The sequence below is a fragment of the Roseateles sp. DB2 genome (assembly GCF_051857535.1).
Lineage (GTDB): Bacteria > Pseudomonadota > Gammaproteobacteria > Burkholderiales > Burkholderiaceae_C > Roseateles_B.
The window spans coordinates 63,468-82,529 of the sequence record NZ_JBPZGY010000009.1; the positions used below are offsets into that span (position 1 = coordinate 63,468).

The 19,062-nt window shown below is 70.4% G+C and carries 14 protein-coding genes; 9 read left to right on the forward strand and 5 right to left on the reverse strand.

The features are described from left to right. The first annotated feature begins 275 nt into the window (after positions 1–275). From ACS5PK_RS14740 to ACS5PK_RS14765, 6 genes are all read left to right on the forward strand, one after another. On the forward strand, positions 276–1,559 hold the full coding sequence (locus ACS5PK_RS14740) for an NAD(P)/FAD-dependent oxidoreductase (protein ID WP_439441013.1): 1,284 nt from the start codon (positions 276–278) through the stop codon (positions 1,557–1,559). 15 nt (positions 1,560–1,574) lie between these two features. After that, positions 1,575–2,330: a class II glutamine amidotransferase gene (locus ACS5PK_RS14745; RefSeq protein ID WP_439441014.1), complete on the forward strand. Its 756-nt coding sequence runs from the start codon at positions 1,575–1,577 to the stop codon at positions 2,328–2,330. A 96-nt stretch (positions 2,331–2,426) separates the two neighbouring features. Continuing rightward, complete coding sequence (locus tag ACS5PK_RS14750; RefSeq protein WP_439441015.1) at positions 2,427–3,575, forward strand: sensor histidine kinase; 1,149 nt, start codon at positions 2,427–2,429, stop codon at positions 3,573–3,575. Between the two features lie 2 nt (positions 3,576–3,577). Continuing rightward, positions 3,578–4,723 (forward strand): sensor histidine kinase, encoded by a 1,146-nt coding sequence (locus ACS5PK_RS14755; protein ID WP_439441016.1) that lies wholly within the window; start codon positions 3,578–3,580, stop codon positions 4,721–4,723. 38 nt (positions 4,724–4,761) lie between these two features. Beyond that, a complete protein-coding gene (locus tag ACS5PK_RS14760) occupies positions 4,762–5,523 on the forward strand; it encodes a LytR/AlgR family response regulator transcription factor (protein WP_439441017.1) in 762 nt (253 codons plus the stop codon). Between the two features lie 107 nt (positions 5,524–5,630). Then, positions 5,631–7,346: a M14 family metallopeptidase gene (locus tag ACS5PK_RS14765; protein WP_439441018.1), complete on the forward strand. Its 1,716-nt coding sequence runs from the start codon at positions 5,631–5,633 to the stop codon at positions 7,344–7,346. 19 nt (positions 7,347–7,365) lie between these two features. On the opposite strand, the gene ACS5PK_RS14770 is transcribed toward ACS5PK_RS14765, so the two are convergent. The 4 genes from ACS5PK_RS14770 to ACS5PK_RS14785 form a co-directional block, all read right to left on the reverse strand. Further along, complete coding sequence (locus tag ACS5PK_RS14770; protein WP_439441019.1) at positions 7,366–8,118, reverse strand: hypothetical protein; 753 nt, start codon at positions 8,116–8,118, stop codon at positions 7,366–7,368. A 2-nt stretch (positions 8,119–8,120) separates the two neighbouring features. Then, positions 8,121–8,846: an esterase gene (gene ypfH, locus ACS5PK_RS14775; RefSeq protein ID WP_439441020.1), complete on the reverse strand. Its 726-nt coding sequence runs from the start codon at positions 8,844–8,846 to the stop codon at positions 8,121–8,123. Positions 8,847–8,926: 80 nt separating this feature from the next. Beyond that, entirely contained in the window at positions 8,927–11,059 is a 2,133-nt protein-coding gene (locus tag ACS5PK_RS14780) for an ATP-binding protein (RefSeq protein WP_439441021.1), read from the reverse strand. 13 nt (positions 11,060–11,072) lie between these two features. Beyond that, on the reverse strand, positions 11,073–11,768 hold the full coding sequence (locus tag ACS5PK_RS14785; protein ID WP_439441022.1) for a response regulator: 696 nt from the start codon (positions 11,766–11,768) through the stop codon (positions 11,073–11,075). Between the two features lie 163 nt (positions 11,769–11,931). Between ACS5PK_RS14785 and ACS5PK_RS14790 the strand changes: the two genes are divergently transcribed. The 3 genes from ACS5PK_RS14790 to ACS5PK_RS14800 all read left to right on the forward strand — a co-directional run bounded on the left by ACS5PK_RS14790 (position 11,932) and on the right by ACS5PK_RS14800 (position 15,638). Further along, entirely contained in the window at positions 11,932–13,230 is a 1,299-nt protein-coding gene (locus ACS5PK_RS14790) for an SPFH domain-containing protein (RefSeq protein WP_439441023.1), read from the forward strand. A gap of 30 nt (positions 13,231–13,260) precedes the next feature. Continuing rightward, a complete protein-coding gene (locus tag ACS5PK_RS14795; RefSeq protein WP_439441024.1) occupies positions 13,261–14,790 on the forward strand; it encodes a hypothetical protein in 1,530 nt (509 codons plus the stop codon). A 191-nt stretch (positions 14,791–14,981) separates the two neighbouring features. Next, the gene (locus ACS5PK_RS14800; protein WP_439441025.1) at positions 14,982–15,638 is read left to right on the forward strand and encodes a methyltransferase domain-containing protein; all 657 of its coding nucleotides are present in this window, start codon (positions 14,982–14,984) and stop codon (positions 15,636–15,638) included. Between the two features lie 12 nt (positions 15,639–15,650). Here ACS5PK_RS14800 and ACS5PK_RS14805 read toward each other — a convergent pair whose 3' ends face one another. Next, positions 15,651–18,938 (reverse strand): PAS domain S-box protein, encoded by a 3,288-nt coding sequence (locus ACS5PK_RS14805; RefSeq protein ID WP_439441026.1) that lies wholly within the window; start codon positions 18,936–18,938, stop codon positions 15,651–15,653. Positions 18,939–19,062 lie beyond the last annotated feature (124 nt).

Consider the following 19,062-nt stretch of genomic DNA (forward strand, 5'->3'; position numbering starts at 1 on the left):
CCTTTGGGGGACTGCTAGGGTTTCCACCATCGAATCTTCCAAGCGATCCGACAAATGAACAGAAGGGCGATATTTGCGGCGAAATAGCAATTTTTGATGACTTTTTCCCCGTGGATGAGGGGTGCGCCAGACGCGCAGAAACACATTTTGTTGCAGCGCGCCAACAGATCTCCCAGGCGCGGTCCTGGCCATATTCGATGAGCGGCCGCAAGGTCGCGTGGCGCTGATCGGGGTTGGCCGCTCTCTAGAATCGCGCCGCCAACACTGCCCTTGCCATGACGAACACCTCGCCCTTGCCGCCCCTGCCGCGTTCGCCGGATGACACCGTGCCTCCGCCGCCCATGCCCGCCAGCGCCGTCGGCGTGATGAGCGTCGATGTGCTCGTGATCGGCGCCGGCCCGGCCGGCGCTGCAGCAGCCCGCCTGCTTGCACAGGCCGGCCACGAGGTCCTGATGGTCGACCAGCACCCCCTGGGACGGGACAAGACCTGCGGCGACGGCCTGATTCCCGATGCCCACCAGGCTCTTCAGAAGCTGGGCCTGCTGGAAGCAGTGATGGCCTGCGCCGAGCCGGTCCGCGAGGTGGCTTGCATCGGCCCGCGCGGCGGCCGCATCGACGTGCCCGGAGAACTTGCCGTGCTGCCCCGCCAGATCCTGGACGAGTTGCTGGCCCGTCATGCCCTGGCCGCGGGCGCCCGCTTCGAGCAGGCCCGCTTCGAGCAGGTGCTGGAGGACGCGCAGGGCCGCGTGTGCGGTGCGGTGCTCCAGCGGGGCAGCGAGCGCATGGAAGTACGGGCCGGCTGGGTCATCCTGGCCACAGGTGCCGTACCCAAGGCCCTGGTTGCCGCCGGCATGTGCGAGCGGCACACACCCAGCGGCGTGGCCTTGCGCGGCTACGTCCATGCGCCGGCCATGGTCGGCCGCATCCAGACCATGGAAGTGGTGTGGTCGCGCGAGGTCCGGCCGGGCTATGGATGGATCTTTCCTGCACCGCAGGGCCGCTTCAACATTGGCGTGGGCGTGACAGACAGCCACAGCGCCGTCGCCGGCAAGGGGCAGAAGAAGGACGTCAACCTGAGAGCCATCTTCGACGCCTTCTGCCAGCACTATCCACCGGCGGCGGAACTGATGCGCCACGGCAAGCTGGAGGGTGAACTCAAGGGCGCGCCCCTGCGCTGCACTCTGCAGGGCGCGCGCTGGACGCGGCCGGGCCTGCTGGTCAGCGGCGAGGCCGCCGGCAGCACCTATTCCTTCACCGGCGAAGGCATCGGCAAAGCCATGGCCACGGGCATGGCCGCCGCCGAGGCCGTGCTGGCGGGCCAGGACGACGACGACACCCGCCAGCGCTACGAAGCCGTGCTGCACCAGCTCAAGCCCCGCTACGATCTCTACGAGCGTGCCAACCGCATCAATGCGGCGCCCTGGCTGGCCGACCTGCTGATCTGGCGCGCCAAGCGCAGCCCGCGCCTGCTGAGACGCATGAGCGGCGTGCTCAACGAGACCAGCAACCCGGGCAATCTGCTCAGCCTCAAGGGCTTCAGACGCCTGTTCCTCGAGTAAGCAAGGACCTTTCCCATGTGCCAGCTGCTGGGCATGAACTGCAATGTGCCGACCGACGTGATGTTCAGCTTCACCGGCCTGGCCACCCGGGCCGAGGAGCACAAGGATGGCTTCGGCATCGCCTTCTTCGAGGGCCGCGGCCTGCGCCATTTCGTGGACCACCACAGCGCGCGCGTCTCGCCCCTGGCCGGCTTCATCAGGCACTACCCGATCCAGAGCGACAACGTCATCGCCCACATCCGCAAGGCCACGCAGGGTCAGGTCATGCTGGAGAACACCCATCCCTTCGTGCGCGAGCTGTGGGGCCGCTACTGGGTCTTCGCCCACAACGGCAACTTGAAGGACTTCCATCCGTCCCTGCACGCCGCCTTCCGTCCGGTGGGCGACACCGACAGCGAGCGCGCCTTCTGCTGGCTGATGCAGGAGTTGGCCAAGGCGCACTGCACCGTGCCCAGCGTCGAGGAACTGAGCCTGACCCTGGCCGAGCTCATGCCACGGCTCAATGCCTACGGCACCTTCAACATGCTGCTCTCCAACGGCCAGGCCCTGTGGGCGCATGGCTCGACCAGGCTGCACTACCTGCTGCGCCAGCATCCCTTCGGGCGCGTGCACCTGCAGGACGAGGACCTGAGCCTGGACCTGTCGCAGCACACCTCGCCCCTGGACCGTGCCGCCATCATCGCCACCGAACCCCTGACCCGCGACGAGCCCTGGGTGGCCTTCCAGCCCGGCGAGCTCAAGGTCTTCGTGGGCGGCACGCTGGCGGGCTGAGCCCTGCCGAACGGGGCGGGCCGCCATTCACCGCGGCAGGCTGCCGTTCGCCGCATCGTGGTGATCGACCCGCGCCACGGCAGAGATACTCGCGCCATGGCTACCCCCTCCTCCTCCCTCTCCTGGCATGCATCACTGCGCAGCGACGCCGCGCAGGCCCTGGGCCGCATCCTGCGCAACGAGAACAGCGTCTGCCGCAACTCTCAGCTCATGGGTGCGGTGCTCGGGGCCATGTTCGGCGGCATGGGGATATTCGCAGGCATCGTCCAGGACACGGGCAACCTGCTGCTGGCCTTGCTGGCCTGGGTGGGGTTCAGCAGCGGATTCCTCGGGCTGATGGGGCTGTCCTGGCTGCGCCCCCTGTGGTTCTCGGGCCGGCCCGCGGTCATTCTCAGCACCCTGACCGGTTTCCTTGCCGGCGCCTTCGGGATGACGCAGGGCCTGCGCCGCGCCCCGGTGGACCACGGCCTGCCCTGGCGCGAACAGCTGCACGGCATGTTTGTCGCCGCCAAGGTCGGCATGCCATTGCCCTTGATGCTGGCCTTCGCGCTGCTGCTGGTGGTGATCCTGACGGCCAGCCAGCGCCGCGAGCACATGGCCCGGGAATTGACCCTGGCCCAGAGCCGGGCCGAGCAGGAGCAGGCCAGGCGCGAGGCCAGCGAGGCGCGGCTGCGCCTGCTGCAGGCCCAGATCCAGCCTCACTTCATCTTCAACACCCTTGCCGCCGTCCAGCACTGGGTGGACACCGGCGACACCCGCGCCAGCCCCCTGCTGCGCCAGCTCAGCAGCTTCCTGCGCGGCTCGGCCGAGCTGATGCTGCGGCCCGAAGTGAGCCTGGCAGAGGAGCTGCAGCTGGTGCAGGCCTACCTGGGCGTGATGCAGGCCCGTTGGGGCGAGCGCCTGCGCTACCGGCTGGACATCGACGCCGACTGCGCCTCGGCCGCCAGCCTGCCGCCGGGCATCGTGCTGAGCCTGGTGGAGAACGCGCTGGAGCACGGCATCGCCCCCACGCTGAACGGCGCCGACCTGCTGATCCAGCTGGCACAGCAGCCCGCGGGCGGCTGGCGTCTGCTGATCGAAGACACGGGCGTCGGCCTGACCGAGGGCTGGCGAGAAGGACTGGGCCTGGGCAACAGCCGCGCCCGCCTGCAGGGCTTCTTCGGTGAACGCGCCTCCCTGCAGCTCAGTCCGTGCGAGGACGGCCCGGGCACCCGCGTATGCCTGCAGCTGGAGGGACAGGCGTGAGCGTGCGAGCAGCAAAGGAGCGTTTCCTGGGCTTCTGGCGCGATGTGGACTGGCGCGTCGCCCTGATGTTGGGGCCGCGGCACCGCTTCACACCGGAGCAATGGCAAAAGCTGCAGGCCATCACCTCCCTGAACCCCAGCATCGTGGTCGGCGGCCTGATCAACCTGACCTGTGCGGTGCTGGCCGTCGTTCATCTGAGCTGGCGTTACCTGAGTGGTCCCCATCTGACCGCCGTCGTGCTGCTGGCGCTGGGACTGGGCGTGGGAACAGGAGCCCTGCTGCTGGGGCTCTGGCGCACCCCCACCATGAAGCGCCTCTACCAGGCCTATGCCTGGGGATTTCTTGGCGCACTGATCGCCGGGCTGCTGGCCGCGCAGGCCCGCCGGCACTGGGATCTGACGCCGCAAGCCCTGAAGGTGCTGGAAAGCACCGGCCTGATGGTGCTGGTGCTGTGCTCCCTGGGGCTGTGGGCGCTTGCGACCTGGCGCAACGAGTACTGCGCCCAGTGGCTGCGCGAGCAGGAACGCCAGGCCGAGGCCCTGGAGCTGGCCCGCCGCCTGGCCACGGCGCAGATCCAGCCGCACTTTCTCTTCAACTCACTGGCCGCGCTGCAGTACTGGGTGCAGTCCAAGGACGACAGGGCCGCGCCCCTGCTGGGTTCGCTGACCGGCTACCTGCGCGCCACGCTGCCACTCTTCGATCGCCCACTGCTGAGCGTGGCCGAGGAGGCCGAGGCCGCCTGCCGCTACCTCGAGGTCATGCAGGCGCGGCTGGGCGAGCGACTGCGCTTTCGCCTGGACATCGCGCCGGAAGCCGCCAGCGCCCAGCTACCGCCGGGCGTGCTGCTGACCTTGGTCGAGAATGCTGTCGAGCATGGCGTGCAGCCGCAGCTGGACGGCGGAGAGATCGTCATCCAGGCGGTGCTGGACACTGACGGCCTGTGCCTGCGGGTGATGGACGACGGCCAGGGCCCCGCGCCCGGGCTCGACTTCAGCACAGCCTCGGCCGGCGCCGCACGCCAGGGCGGGCTGGGCCTGCGCAACACCCTGCATCGCCTGAGCCAGACCTTCGGCGATCGCGCCAGCCTGCAGCTGCAGGCCAGGGAAGCAGGCGGCTGCGCGGCCGTGGTCCGCATCCAGGCCGCATGAACCGACACGACAAGGAAAGACAAGGAAAGAGGAGCCTCATGAACACCCCCATCCGCACCCTCATCGCCGACGACGAGGAAGGTCCCCGCGAGCAGTTGCGCGCCGCCCTGCAGCGCCTCTGGCCCGAGCTGGACATCGTGGCAGCCAGCCGCCATGGCGTCGACGCCTGGGACGACTTCCTGGCGCACGAGCCCCAGGTCTGCTTCCTGGACATCAACATGCCCGGCCTCACCGGCATCGAGGTGGCTCGCCGCATGGGTGGCACCGCACGCCCGCCGCATGTGGTCTTCGTCACGGCCTATGGGGACCACGCCTTGGCCGCCTTTGATGCCGGCGCCGTCGACTACGTGATGAAGCCCGTGGAGGATGCGCGCCTGGCCCAGGCCATCGAGCGTCTCAAGTCCCGGCTGCAGCAACCCGCCCCGGACCTTCAGGCCCTGCTCAAGCAGCTGCTGCCCATGGCCACGGCCGCGCCGAAGCCGCGCCTGATCCAGGCCTCGCTGGGCCGCGAGGTCAAGATGATTGACCCTCAGGACGTGGTCTATTTCGAGAGCGACAACCGCTACACCCGCGTGGTCTATGACGGCGGCGAGGCCCTGATCCGCACACCGCTGAAGGAGCTGCTGGCCTCGCTGGATGCCGAGCTCTTCTGGCAGGTGCACCGCTCGGTGCTGGTCAACAGCCGCTGCATCGCCAGCGCCGTGCGCGTGGACGAGAACACCATGCAGCTGACGCTCAAGGGTCGCGAGGAAAAGCTGCCGGTGTCGCGGCAGTTCCAGGGGCTGTTCAAGGGCCAATGAGCAAGCCGGGCGGTGCCTGACGCCGTGGATGCTGGCACGGGTTCGCCCCCACCCGTAAGCGGCGGGGCCACCCGTAGCATGGCCCTCTGCTCCACAAGACGCATGCCATGGCCGCCGCCCTTCCGATCCCGGACTTCAGTCAGTTCCTCCGCCACCAGCCCCTCACCGAACTGCTGCAGGCCTATGCCGCGGCGCGACCACATCTCGTGACGCTGCGCGCCATCGGCCGCAGCCATGAGGGTCGGGAGATCTGGCTGCTGGCCGTGACGAACGAAGCCACCGGCCCCGACACCGACAAGCCCGCCCTCTGGTTGGACGGCAATATCCATGCCGCCGAACTCACGGCCTGCACCACCTGCCTCTACTACCTGCACCAGTTGCTGAACCACCATGGGCAGGACAGCGAGCAAGGCCGCCGCGTCACGCAGCTGCTGGACAGCCGCGTGGTCTACATCGTCCCGCGCCTGAACCCCGATGGCGCCGAGCTGGCCCTGGCCGACCGGCCACGCCACATCCGCTCCTCCACCCGCCGCTACCCGCATGACGAGGACCCGGTGGATGGCCTCACCATGGAAGATGTGGACGGCGACGGCCGCATCCTGACCATGCGAGTGCCCGACCCGCATGGCGGCTACAAGAAGCACCCGCAGGACCCGCGCCTGATGGTGGCGCGCGAGCCCGGTGAGTACGGCGGCGAGTACTACCGGCTGATGCCCGAGGGCTTTCTGCAGCACTACGACGGCCTGCAGATCAAGGTCAACGGCGACGTCGAGGGCCTGGACCTGAACCGCAACTTTCCCGGCGGCTGGCGCCAGGAGCACGAGCAAAACGGCGCCGGCCCCTACCCGGCCAGCGAGCCCGAGGTGCGGGCCATGGTGGACTTCATCGTGAAGCACCCCAACATCGGCGCCGCCATCAGCTTCCACACCTACAGCGGCGTGATCCTGCGCCCCATGGGCAGTTGCGCCGACGAAGACATGACGCCCGAGGACCTCTGGTTGATCAAGCAGTTCTCGGCCCTGGGCGAGAAGCACACGGGCTACCCCGCCGTCAGCATCTGGCACGACTTCAAGTACCACCCCAAGGACAGCATCAGCGGCACGCAGGAATGGCTTTACGAGCACCTGGGCGCCCTGTTCTGGGTGGTGGAGCTGTGGAACCCGAACCAGGAGGCGGGCATCACCGGCTACAAGTGGATCGACTGGTTCCGCGACCATCCGGTCGAGGACGAGATCAAGCTGCTCAAGTGGAGCGATGAACACTGCGCCGGCCAGGCCCATGTGGACTGGACGCCCTTCCAGCACCCACAGCTGGGCGCGGTGGAGATCGGCGGCTGGGACAAGATGAACTACTGGCGCAACCCGCCGCCCGCCCTGCGCGAGCGCGAGGCGGCCCGCTTCCCGGCCTGGCTGACACAGATCGGCCTCTCACTGCCCCGCCTGGAGCTGCTGCGTACCGAGGTGCGTGCCCTGGGCGCCGACAGCTGGCGCGTGCGCCTGGCCGTGGCCAACAGCGGCTATCTCAGCGCAGCCGTCACCGCCCGTGCCAAGGAGCGCCAGGTGGTGCGCGGGGTCATCTTCGAGATCCGGCTGCCCGCGGACGGCAGCGCCAGCCTGGTCACCGGCAAGGAGCGCATGGAAGGCCCGCACCTGGCCGGCCACGCGCCGCAGGCCTCCCAGCTGAGCTTCCTGCCTACCGAGGAGATCACCGGCGACCGCGCCGTCGCCGAATGGATCGTCCGCGCGCCGCATGGCACGCGGCTCTCGCTCTCGGCCCGCACAGAGCGGGCGGGGGTGGTGAAGGCGGAGGTGACGCTGGATTGAGCGGGCCCGGCCGGCCAACTCAACGCAGCGCCGTCCCCAGCCGTTCCAGCCAGGCCGCCGGCACGGCCTTGTTGCAGTAGAGGTGGCGGGGCACGATGGGTGGCGGGTCACTGAAGTGCAGCAGCTGCAGGGTCTGCTCGCGGCGGCCGTCGCGCTGCAGCTGGGCTTGCACCTCTTCGGGGGCGGCCGGCATCCAGTCGGCATGGCCGGCCTGCAGCATGCGCAGCAGCTGACCGACCTCCCCGCTGCCCTGCGTGGCGCGGCCGGGGCGCTCGGCGATCAGGGCGTCCAGCTCCGCGCCGTAGGAATAGCCCTGCTTCACCAGCAGGCGCGCCGGGGAGTCCAGGGCCTCGCGCAGGCTCATGCCCTCTCGCAGGGCGGCATCGCGGCGCGCGATCATGGCCAGATGCTGGCCGCGGTACAGCGCTGCGCTGAACTGGCCCTTGGCCTCACGGACCGGACTGCGGAACCAGCCCACCCCGCAGACCAGGTGCTCGCCGTTCTCGACCATCAGCAGCTGACGCACCGCCGGTGTCAGCACCCAGCGGTGGGGCAGGCCGGTGCGGTCCAGGGCGCGCCGCAGGGGCTCGATCACCAGGCCCTGCGGCGGCTGCCGCCCGGGCTGGGGGAGGTAGTAGGGCGGGCGGTCCTGGTAGAGCAGGTCCACGCTGGGCAAGGTCGGGGACTCGGCGCCAGAGGCCTTGGCAAGACCTGACCCCAGGGTCGCCACCAGGGCCAGCAGGCCCGAGATCCGGCGCTGCCCCCGGGTCATGCTCACTGCAGCGGGGCCTTGAGCCCCTGCTCCTCGGCCGCCTGCAGGGCCGCCCGCCAGAGGCGGGCCGGCACGAAGGTGCGCAGTTGGTGCAGCGCCCGTTCGATCAGCTCGGGATGCAGCTCATGGCCGATGTCCGGGAGCACATCGGCCGTGACATCCGCTCCCAGGGCCACCAGGCGCCTGGCGGCATGGATCTGGTCCTGGTAAGGCAGCACGCCATCCTGCTGGCCGTGCAGCAGATGCACGGAGACCTCCTGAGGCGCATGCTCGGGCAGGGTGGCATAGGCCCCGCCGAAGGCCATCACGCGGCCCGCCAGCGCCAGCTCTGCCTGCACGGCCTCCAGGGCCAGCACGGCGCCCTGGGAGAAGCCGCCCAGGGCCACCTGTTGCCAGGGCAGTTCGAAATGCGCGGTCCAGGCCCGGATCAGGGCGATGAAATCGGGCAAGGCGTCAGCCACGCGGCGGGCGTGGTTCTCGTCATTGGCACCGTCCAGCGAGTACCACTGCAGACCGCTGCCGCCGCCGGGAATCAGGTCATAGGCCTCGGGGCCGCTGAGCGCCAGCACCGCTGCCTGCGGGTACTGGCCGCGCAGGGCCTGGGCCAGGGGCCGCATCTGGGTGGCATCCGCCCCGGCTCCGTGGAAGAGCAGGAAAAGCAGATTGGGCACGCCCTTGTCGGGCAGCAGGGCCAGGGCGTGGGATCGGTGGGGGACAGCATCACTCATGCCCGCATTGTGCGCGGCGGGGGCCTGATCGCAAGTCCCCCGAATGAACCGCCCCGCCTCAGGAACAGCGCAGGTCCAGCTCAGGCCCGACGCAGACGCAGCCAGAAACGCACGCCGCCGTCCTCGTTGCGGGCCTCGATCTGCGCGTCCATCTTGGCCAGATAGCTGCGGGCGACAAACAGCCCCTGCCCGCGCCGCTCGGGGCCGGCGTCGGGCGGTTGGTCAGAGACGCCGTACTCGAAGATGCGGGCCAGCATGTCCGCCGGAATGGCCGGCCCGCGGTTGTGAATGCCCAGCAGGGCAAAGCCGTCCTCGGCTGCCAGCCTCAGGGTGATGGGCGTGCCCGGCAGCCGGTAGCGCTGGGCATTGCGCAGCACATGGGTGACCACGTCCTCCAGGGCATAGGCCTCGCCGCGCACGGGCAGCGGGGTACCGTCGTCGCCCTGCAGCTGCACGTCCGCAATGCCTGCATGCGGCGCATTGGCCACCACCTCGCGGCAGAACTGGGCCAGGTCCAGGGTCTCCAGCTGCAGGTCCGCGGCCTCTAGCGCCTCGGAGGGCGAGGCCGTGCCGTACAGCACCCGCACCGCCTGCTGCATGCGCTGCACATAGCGGTGGCTGGGGTCGTCCGCCGTGGCATGCAACACCATCAGGGACTGCAGGGGCGACATGATCTCGTGCCCCACCGCATGCCACATCTCGCGCTCGCGCTCGGCCCGCAGCTGCTCGCGCCGCAGGCCGTCCTTCACCCGCTGCAGCAGGGCCTGCAGGGTGCCGGCCAGGATGCCCAGCTCGTCGCGGCCTTCGAGGTCCGCCACGTCCAGCTCGCCGATGCGCTGCTCGGCCCGCGGGTCCTGCATGTTGTAGGACACGGCCGCCGCGCGGCGCGTCAGCACGGTGATGCGGCGGATCAGCCCCAGCTCCACCAGCAGCCAGGCAAAGGCAATGGCCGCGAGCATGGCGCCCACCAGCCACAGCAGGCTGCGGGCCTCGCGGGCAAGCTGGCGGTCCAGGCTGCGCAGATCGCCCTGCAGGCTCAGCCGGTAGCGGCCAGTGGCGGTGACAACCTCCTCCTGGGCCTGCAAGCGCAGGCGGGCATCGCCCACGGGCACGTCCACCGGCAGACGACGGATCAGGCGGCTCAGCCAGGGCAGGGGTGCATCGCCGATCTCGGCGCCGCGGCGCTCGGCGATCACCAGCGGGTGTTCGCCCAGGCGCTCGATCCGCAGGGTCTCGCCGGCCTGCAGGGCCGCCCCCAGGCGGTCCAGCGAGACGCCCACCGTCGCGCCCGGCCGGGCGCTGTCGAACAGGGCGACGGCAGCGCCGTCCTCGCCCGCCGGGCCCAGCAGCTGCACGCGCAGGCGCAGCCGGTCCAGGTCTCTAGGCGGCCAGGACTGGGCGCCACGCTCGAACAGCGCCGCCTTGAAGGCCTCCACCGGCAGGCGAACCGAGAACACCGTGTGCCGCGCGCAGGCCGCCTCGGCATTAGCCGCATCGCCCGACTGCACGCAGGGGCCCTCACGCCACAACCAGCCGCGGAACTCGCGCTGCGGGCGGGCCTGACGCTCCAGCTGATCGCCCTCGGCCAGGAAGCCCGTCAGGCGGCCGCGCTGCAGGGCCGGGCCTTCATCGGGGCGAGCGGCTTCATAGGGCGCGGTCCAGACGCTGCGCTGGCCACGGTAGTCCAGGCTCACGCGCAGGCGGTGTACGCCGTCCAAGTCCAGCTGACCGACGCTGCGCGGCTGCAGCGGGCCGGCGTCCAGGCTGCCCACCAGGTAGACGAAGCCGCCCGCGTAGGCATTGCTGCCCACCGCCGCGCAGAGGCTGGCGCCTTGCGGCCAGCGCAGGCCGCAGCCGGCCATCTCCACGGCGCGCAGGGCCTTGTACTGGTCGTCGAAGTCGATGGCCGAGAAGGGCAGCAGCACGGGGGCCAGGTCTTGCCCATTGCCCGGCTCCATGCCGGGATTGAGCAGTGCCAGTTGCCCCGCGGGATGGCGCAGTTGCAGGGTGATCTCGGCCAGGGACTGTCGGAAGCCCTGCTCGTAGCGCTGATAGCTGCGCTGCTTCTGATCCTGCAGCACGGTCAGGGCCAGGCCCAGGGTGGCTGCCACCAGCAGCACGAAGGCCAGGTGCACCACCAGGCGGCGGCGGAAGGCCGCCAGCCCCAGGCGCGGCACCGGCAGGGCCGGCAGCTCGACAGGACCGAGCTTCATGCGCCGGCCGATCTCATCGCGGCCCGGCCCAGCGGAAGCCGCGCATGGGGACGTTCTCGATGGCGTCGAAGCCGGCATCCACCTCGCGAAGGGCCTCGCGCAGGGTGGAGACATGCTTGCGCACGTTGTCCCGGGTGCGGCCGCTCTTGACCACGTCGAACAGCTCCTCGTAGCTCACCACCTCGGGCGCCCGCTGGTGCAGGGTGGCCAGGATGCGCTGGGCGGTCAGCGGCAGGTTGATGCGCTGGCCCTTCCACAACGGGCTGCGCTGCCACAGGGGGTCCAGCTGCAGCGTCGTCGCGGCGTCCGGCGCCGGGCTGGGCGCGCGGGCACGGGCGGCGCGCAGGATGTCCAGGAAGGTCTCGGTGAACTCGGCCTCGTCAAAGCTGGTCTTCTGCAGGTAGTCCCAGGCATCCAGGGCCTTCATGATGCCGCGGTAGATGGCCGCCGGCATGGCCGAGACCACCAGGACCGGCGTGCCCTGATGCAGCTTGTTGATCGCATTGATCAGGGCCACGCCGGCATGGCGCTCGCGGCCCAGCTCGATGTCCAGCACCACCATGGCATAGGACTCGCGGCCCAGGGCGGCTTCGGCGCTGTCGCGGTCGAACCATTGGTCCACCTGCAGCTCGGGGCGAGCAGCGCGTATCCAGCCGGCCAGTTGCTCGCTGGTCGGGCGGTCGTCCTCGATGACGGCGACTTTGTTCATGGGCGGATTATCGGCAGGCCCCGCACCGCCCCCTGTGAAGCTTTCTTCCGGGCTGTGAGCACAGTGGCCCGCCGCCGCCCTGGCGCCCTCCGCGCCCTTCGCCGAACACTGCAGCCATCGATCCACACAGGGCCCTGACCCTGATCCGCACCAGGAGCTGCACATGAACGAGCACACCCCCGGCACCAACGCCAGCCAGGACGACGAAGCCCTGCACACCCGCTTCGCCGACGACGCTGTCGAGGACTACCAGGCCGCTGCCGCCCACGAAGCCGCCAGACCCTCCCTGCGCGCCCAACTGCGCCGCCATGCCCCGCTGCTGATCGCGCTGGGCGTGAGCATGGCCAGCGTCACGGCCCTGGCCCTGCATCCGCCCTTCTTTCCCGTGCCCCGCGGTGAAGTCGCCCTGCGCACCAACACCCTCACCGGCGGCGTCACCCAGGCACGCGATGGCAGCCTCTTTCGCCTGCCCGGCCTGCACGAGATCCGCACCCTGCCCCAGCAGGACCGCAGCTACCAGCCCCACGCCTTCGCCCGGGCTGACGGGCCAGCACCGCTGCAGTCGGTGGAAGGCCTGTCGCTGGGACTCACGCTGACCCTGCGCTGGGGCGTGGATCAAAGCCGCCTGCCCCAGCTGGCCCGCAGCCTGCCGGACCACATCGAGCGCGAGCTGATCGACCCCATCCTGCAGGGCGTGATCTACCGCCAGATTGCCAGCCACACGGTGCGTGAGATCTTCTCGACCCAGCGCGCCGAAATCCAGCAGGCCCTGGAAACCGAGCTGCGCAAGAAGCTGATCGCCGATGGCATCGTGCTCCACAGCGTACAGATCGGGAATGTGGACCTGCCGCACGAGTACCGCGAGGGCCTGGAGAAGCTGCTGTCCGAGGGCCTGGCCACCGAGAAGATGCGCTACACGCTGGAGCAGCAGGAGAAGAAGGTCAAGCAGACCGAGCTGGAGGCCGCCGCCGACAAGATCCGCCGCGAGACCGCTGCCGAGGCCGCCGCACGCGAGCAGGTCATCGCAGCCAAGGCCCAGGAAGAGGCCATGAAGCATGTGCTGCCCTTCAAGCAGCGCCAGGTCGAGCAGCGCCAGCTGGAGGCCGAGGCCGAGCGCGTGGCCCGCGTGCGCATGGCCGAGGGCGCCGCGCAGGCACGCGGCATCGAGGCCGAGGGCGAGGCTCGGGCTCGCGAGAAGCTGGCCGATGCCGAGGCCTACCGCCAGGGCCGCCTGGGCAAGGTGAGCCTGGAGCAGATGTCGGCCGAAGGCGCCCTGCTGAGCCGGCACCCCCTGCTGATCCAGAAGGCCATGGCCGACAAGCTCTCGGACAAGGTGCAGGTCATCATCGCCCCGCCCCCGGCCGATGGCGGCTTCATCGGCAAGGCCTTGCTGGGCGGCAAGACGGAGACCGTGGCCAAGGCGCGCGAAGCGCAGGAAGAACAGACTGAAGGCAACAACTGACCCCGTCACCACACCCGCGAGGACCCAACCATGCGCCGCCTATTCAGCACCGCCGCCCTGGCCACCACCGCGGCATTCCTGCAGCCCGTGCAGGCCCACGCCGCCACCGCCCTGGTCTTGCAGGACCAGGCTGCCCTGCGCGCCGCCGCCCGCGACGCCGCTCCCTCGCAGGCCGCCCTGTGGCGCGGCGAGGCGGTGGAGATCCGCGGCGAGCGCCTGGACTTCTACCAGGTCTACGACTACCGCCGCGAGCGCGGCGGCTTCGTCCGCAAGGGTCAGGTCTTGCCCCTGGAAGGGCCGGCCGCCGAGCCCGCCGCCCTGCTGGCCGCCCTGCGTCTGGTGCGCCTGCAGCCGGGCGCGGAGTCCCTGGGCCTGGGTCTGGCCGCGGCCTATGTGCAGCAGGCCAGTGCCGAGCAGATGGCAGGCCCCGGCGGCATCGAGGCCCTGGACGCTCTGGGCAGCCTGGCCGAGCGCCTGGCCGAGCGCGCCTCGCGCAGCAGCGCAGCGAAGCTGGACACGCCCACGACCTCGGCCGACACCCAGTTGGCCGCCCAGCTGGACGTGGCCGCGCGCTACGGCCTGAAGTTCCAGAGCTTCGAGCGCGAGGCTGGCAGCCTGCAGCTCTGCTACGAGGGCGAGGTCTTCCGCCGCGTGCTGGCCTTGCCTGCGAGCACGCCCGAGCAGCAGGCGCGCGCCGCCCTGGCGCTGACCCGCCCGGAGTGCCAGAACCCTGCCGCCACGCCCTCGCAGAAGCTGCAGCGCGAGCTCTGGCGGGCAGACATCCTGGAGCGCGTGCCGACCACCGGCCTGGCCCCGCTGTGGCGCAACCGCCTGGCCCTGCGCCAGGCCAGCGTCTGGAGCAGCCTGGCCTATGCGCAGGCCCGCCAGGCCGATGCCAGCGCCGCAAGCCAGTCACAGGCTGCCAGCGCACGCGCCCTGCAGGCCCTGGCCCGCCTGCAGCCCGGCGAGCTGGCCGACGACGACCAGCCCCTGGCCAATGACGCCGCCATGCGCGCCAATGCCGTGCGCTGGCAGACCCTGCCTGCCGGCGCCGCGTCGATGAGCTGGCGACGTGGCAACGAGGAGCTGCAGCTGCGCCTCGTGCCCGGCACCGAGGGCGACCAATGCCTGGTGCTGCAGTCGACGCGCGCCAAGGAGGCCCTGCTGCGCCACTGCAGCTTCGGCCTGATCCAGACGGCCTCCTTCAGCGTCAACCGCGAAGGCAACGCCGCCACGCTGGCCGTGCAGCCCACCGAGGCCTGGCGCGAGCTGTGGCTGCTGCGCCAGACGCCCCAGGGCTGGCGCATGGACGTGCTGCCTCCCGCGGCCGCCAACCCCGGCCTGGGCTATGCCGAGTTCGCCGGCTGGGTGCCCGGTGGCCAGCAGCTGCTGATGGTGCGCGAGGCCCGCGCCGAAGGCCGCTACACCCCGCGCAGCTTCGAGCTGCTGGACCTGCAGACCCTGCAGGTGCTGCGCCGCAGCGGCGATGCCCAGCAACTGGGGCCTTTCCAGCGCTGGGCGGATGCGGGGTGGAAGACGGCAAGTCTGAGCCTGCGGTGAGCGGTATCACCGCCTTGCGCCAGCTCAAGTCATCAGTCGGCGCGCGGCCCCAAGGGCGCAGGGGCTTCAGGCCCTGCGCTTGACGGGCGCAGCGTCCGGCCCGAAGCTGGCTGTCACTTGCCAGGGAACTTGCCAACCGCGCCAGCCACCCGGCTGCGACCAAGCAGCCTGGTCACCACCGGAGTCCCGCCATGCCGTCATCGCCGCCGCCCAGCGCCAGACTGCACCAGCTGCGCCGCCAGCAGTCGCAGGCGCTGTACGCTCGGCGCGCACCCGTCTATGACCTGGAACTGGCGGCCCTGGCAGGGCTGCGTCGCGAGGCCATCGCGCGCCTGGGGCTGAAGCCAGGAGACATCGTCCTGGACCTGGGCTGCGGCACCGGCCTGAGCCTGCCTCTGCTGCTGGAGGCCGTGGGCCCAACGGGGCAGGTGATCGGCCTGGAGCCCTGCAAGGCCATGCTGGACCAGGCCAGGCAGCGCTGCGGGCCGGATCCGCGCCTGACCTTGATCGAGGCCCCTGCCGAGGCCGCCGCCTGGCCCACCCGGGCGGATGCGACCCTGCTCTTCTTCACCCATGACCTGCAGCAATGCCCGCAGGCGCTGGACCGGCTGCAGTCGGCGCTCAAGCCCGGCGCACGGGTGGTCGCGGCGGGCCTGGTCTGGGCCCCACCCTGGCAATGGCTGGGCAATGCCATCGTCTGGAGCGCGGCCTGGCATTCGCTGTGCTGCTTCGAGGCCCTGCATGCGCCCTGGCAGGGCCTGCTGCCGCTGCTTGCGGACTACCGACTGGAGCGCCGCAGCCTGGACACCCTGTATCTGCTCACAGGCCACACACACGCCCAGGCCTGAGCCCCGCGGCGATCAGCGCCGCTGCCTGTCGTTGGGCTTGTGCCCGATCAGCTTGACCAGCACCTGGCGCAGGCGGTTGGCGTCGATGGGCTTGGTGAGGAACTCGTTCATGCCGGATTCCAGGGCCTCGTCGCGCTCGGAGACCAGGGCCGCGGCCGTGAGAGCCACGATGGGCAGTTGCTCGGCGGGGAAGCGGCGGCGGATCTCACGGGTGGCCTCGTGGCCGCTCATCACGGGCATCTGCACGTCCATCAGCACCACGTCAAAGGGCTTGCCCATGCTGGCCGAGGCATGGATGGCCTCGATGGCCTGGTGGCCGTCACTGGCCTGCGAGACCTCCAAGCCCCACTGCTCCAGCAAGGCCACGGCGATCATCATGTTGACGGGGTTGTCCTCCACCATCAGGACGCGCAGGCCTTCGAGGTCGGCGTTGTCGCGGGCCTCGCGCGGCTGGGAGGACAGGCTGCTGGCCGCGGCCACCAGCGGCAGTTCGGCCCAGAAAGTGGAGCCTCGTCCGGTCTCGGACTGCACGCCCACCTCGCCACCCATCAGATGGGCCAGCTCACGGCAGATGGACAGGCCCAGGCCCGTGCCGCCATAGCGCCGGGTGGTGGACTCGTCCGCCTGCGTGAAGGGCTGGAAGAGGCGGGCCTGCACCTCGGGCGTGATGCCGGGGCCGGTGTCGGTGACCTCGATGCGCAGGCGTTCGTCGCTGATGCGCGCCACGCGTACCGAGACCGAGCCGTTCTCGGTGAACTTCAGCGCATTGGTGAGGTAGTTGGAGAGGATCTGGCGGGTGCGCACCGGGTCGCCCACCACCCAGCCGGGCACGTCCTCGTCCACGTCGATGCGGAAGGCCAGGCCGCGCGCCTGCGCCAAAGTGAGGTAGGCCATGCGCATGGTGGAGAGCATGTCGCGCAGGGCGAAGGGCTGGGACTCCAGGGTCAGGCGGCCGGCCTCGATCTTGGAGAGATCCAGGATGTCGGCGATCAGGCCGGAGAGGCTCTCGGCGCTGTCCAGCATCTGGTCCAGGTAGTGGCGGCGGGTCTCTTCGTCCAGGTCCGGCTGCTGCAGCATGCGGGCCAGTCCCACCACGCCATTGAGCGGGGTGCGGATCTCATGGCTGGTGTTGGCCAGGAAGGCACTCTTGGCGCGGCTGGCGGCCTGGGCCTCGTCCTTGGCCTGGGCCAGGGCGGCCTCGACGCGGCGCTTCTCGGTGACGTCTTCCAGGATCCAGATGGTGCCGCCGCGGCTGGGGTGGTCGGGGTCCACCGCGCGGGCCAGGATGCGGCACAGAAAGGTGCTGCCGTCCCGGCGGGCCATGCGCCGCTCGGTCTCGACCTGCTCGCCGGCGGCCAGGCGCGGGCCCATCTCGCGGCCGGCGTCACGGTACTCCTCGTCGCTGGGCCAGACCACGCGGCCGGACTCCCCGATCAAGCTGCCATCCGGCCAGCCGAACATCTCCTCTACCGCGCGGTTGACCTGCACAAAGCGCTGGTCGCGGGTAAGGGTGATGCCGATGGAGGCGTTCTCCAGGATGGCCGCGTGGATCAGGCGCGTGCGTTCCGACTCCGACACGTCCCGGGCGTTGATCACCAGGTAGGCCTGCCCTTCCATGTTGAAGGGCGCGGCCGACATCACCATGGAGATCAGCTCGCCGTTCTTGCACTTGAAGGCGGCCGGCATGTCGTTCACCCGGCCGTGCAGTTGCACGCCGTCCACCAGGCGCTGGCGGTCTTCGGGGTTGTGCCAGACGCCCAGCTCGTCCGCCGTGCGGCCCAGCACCTCCTCGGCCTTGTAGCCGGAGAGCTCCTCGAAGGTCTTGTTGACCATGGCGTAGCGGCCGGTGGCGATCTCGGTCAGCGTGATCACATCCGGGCTGGTGGCCACCAGGTGGGACAGCAGGCCCTCGGAGCGGCGCAGCGCCTCCTGGGCGCGCGAAGCCTCGGTCTGGTCGATGAAGAAGGACAGGGTGGCGGGACCGCTGGCGGCCTCGACCCGCACGCTGGTGACCTGCACCAGGCGCCGCCGCCGGGACAGCGTGCGCAGCTTGAATTCCGCCACGGGCAGGATGGCACCCACTGGCATGGACTCGATCTTGGCGGCGCGCTCGCGGGCGCGCTCGTCTTCGCCGGTCTCGTAGTGGGCGAAAAGGTCCTGGCCTATCATGCTGGAGCGCTGGGTGTAGCCGAACATGGCCATGGCGGCGGGGTTGGCGTCCAGCACCCGGCCCCAGCGGTGCAGCACCAGGGGCGAGGGTGAGCGGCGGAAAAGCTCGCGGTAGCGGGCCTCGGTGGCCACGATGGCCTGCTCGGCCTGCACCTCGTCGGTGACGTCGCGGCCCACACCCCAATAGCCGCGGAAATTGCCCACGGCATCAAAACGCGGCTCGCCGCTGACCGAGACGTAGCGCAGCGTGCCGTCCTCGCCGCGGCGGCGGGCCACCATGCCGCGGAAGGGGCGGTGGGCTTCCAGGTCGGCGCGGTGGGCGTCCATGTCCTCGTCACCCAGGCCCTGGGCCTGGTCCACTTCCCAGGGCGTCTTGCCCAGGCGGTTGTTGAGGTCCAGGCCCGACTGGCCGGGGATGTTCTCGGCCATGTGGGTGAATCGGAAGTCGCGGTCCATCTCCCAGTACCAGTCCGCGGCCATGGACAGCAGGTGGCGGAAGCGCGCATTGCGCTCGCTGGCCTCGCGCATGGAGCGTCGTACCAGGCGAAGGGTGCCCAGGCCCACGACCAGGCCCGTGCTCAGCAGCACCAGCTGCGTGATGAGCTGAGCCGATACGCTGGAGCCGGCAAGCACCGGCGGCATCATCTGGTGGGCCTCCAGCCAGGCCATCAGCACCAGGCAAAGGGCGCCCACGCCGAAGAGCCACAGGCCGGCGGTCAACCCCGTCAGGGCGGTGCCCAGCGCCACCATGAGGGCCAGCACGCCCAGGCCCGGCGAGCCCAGGCCCGCGCCGCGGGACCAGGCCAGGGCCAGGCCCATCATCATCACGAGGCTCATCAGCAGCATGACACCGGACTTGGCCCGTTCACGCGGCAGACGCAGGTAGAAGGCGGTGCCGACCATGCAGACCAGGCCGGCCAGCAGGGGCGGCAGCACACCACCCCATGGCTCCCCCTCGCGAACGGTGGCGGCCAGCAGCAGGGTGACCAGACCGCCGATCAGGGCCGAGGCGCCCAGCAGCATGCGCACCGAGCGCCAGCGCAGGCCCCGTTCCAGGGCCAGGCGCCGCTCATCCAGCGACATCTCCTGGCCCACCAGGCTGCTGAGGTCGTCGAGAGGGTCCGTGCTCACGGGGCGGCCGTGCTCCAAAGGCGCCAGCCCCACCGCGGGACCATGGCTGGTCGCAAGTCTCGGTCAGACCAGGCTGGCTGACCAGCCATGCGGCCCCTCAAATCCCCGTCCGGCACAACGCCCG

Excerpts from the sequence above, each read along its gene's own strand:
- ACS5PK_RS14770 (WP_439441019.1), bottom strand. The coding sequence starts at position 8,118 with ATGACCCGGGGGCAGCGCCGGATCTCGGGCCTGCTGGCCCTGGTGGCG.
- ACS5PK_RS14780 (WP_439441021.1), bottom strand. The coding sequence starts at position 11,059 with ATGAAGCTCGGTCCTGTCGAGCTGCCGGCCCTGCCGGTGCCGCGCCTG.
- ACS5PK_RS14785 (WP_439441022.1), bottom strand. The coding sequence starts at position 11,768 with ATGAACAAAGTCGCCGTCATCGAGGACGACCGCCCGACCAGCGAGCAA.
- ACS5PK_RS14750 (WP_439441015.1), top strand. The coding sequence starts at position 2,427 with ATGGCTACCCCCTCCTCCTCCCTCTCCTGGCATGCATCACTGCGCAGC.
- ACS5PK_RS14745 (WP_439441014.1), top strand. The coding sequence starts at position 1,575 with ATGTGCCAGCTGCTGGGCATGAACTGCAATGTGCCGACCGACGTGATG.
- ACS5PK_RS14790 (WP_439441023.1), top strand. The coding sequence starts at position 11,932 with ATGAACGAGCACACCCCCGGCACCAACGCCAGCCAGGACGACGAAGCC.
- ACS5PK_RS14760 (WP_439441017.1), top strand. The coding sequence starts at position 4,762 with ATGAACACCCCCATCCGCACCCTCATCGCCGACGACGAGGAAGGTCCC.
- ypfH (WP_439441020.1), bottom strand. The coding sequence starts at position 8,846 with ATGAGTGATGCTGTCCCCCACCGATCCCACGCCCTGGCCCTGCTGCCC.
- ACS5PK_RS14800 (WP_439441025.1), top strand. The coding sequence starts at position 14,982 with ATGCCGTCATCGCCGCCGCCCAGCGCCAGACTGCACCAGCTGCGCCGC.
- ACS5PK_RS14795 (WP_439441024.1), top strand. The coding sequence starts at position 13,261 with ATGCGCCGCCTATTCAGCACCGCCGCCCTGGCCACCACCGCGGCATTC.
- ACS5PK_RS14740 (WP_439441013.1), top strand. The coding sequence starts at position 276 with ATGACGAACACCTCGCCCTTGCCGCCCCTGCCGCGTTCGCCGGATGAC.
- ACS5PK_RS14765 (WP_439441018.1), top strand. The coding sequence starts at position 5,631 with ATGGCCGCCGCCCTTCCGATCCCGGACTTCAGTCAGTTCCTCCGCCAC.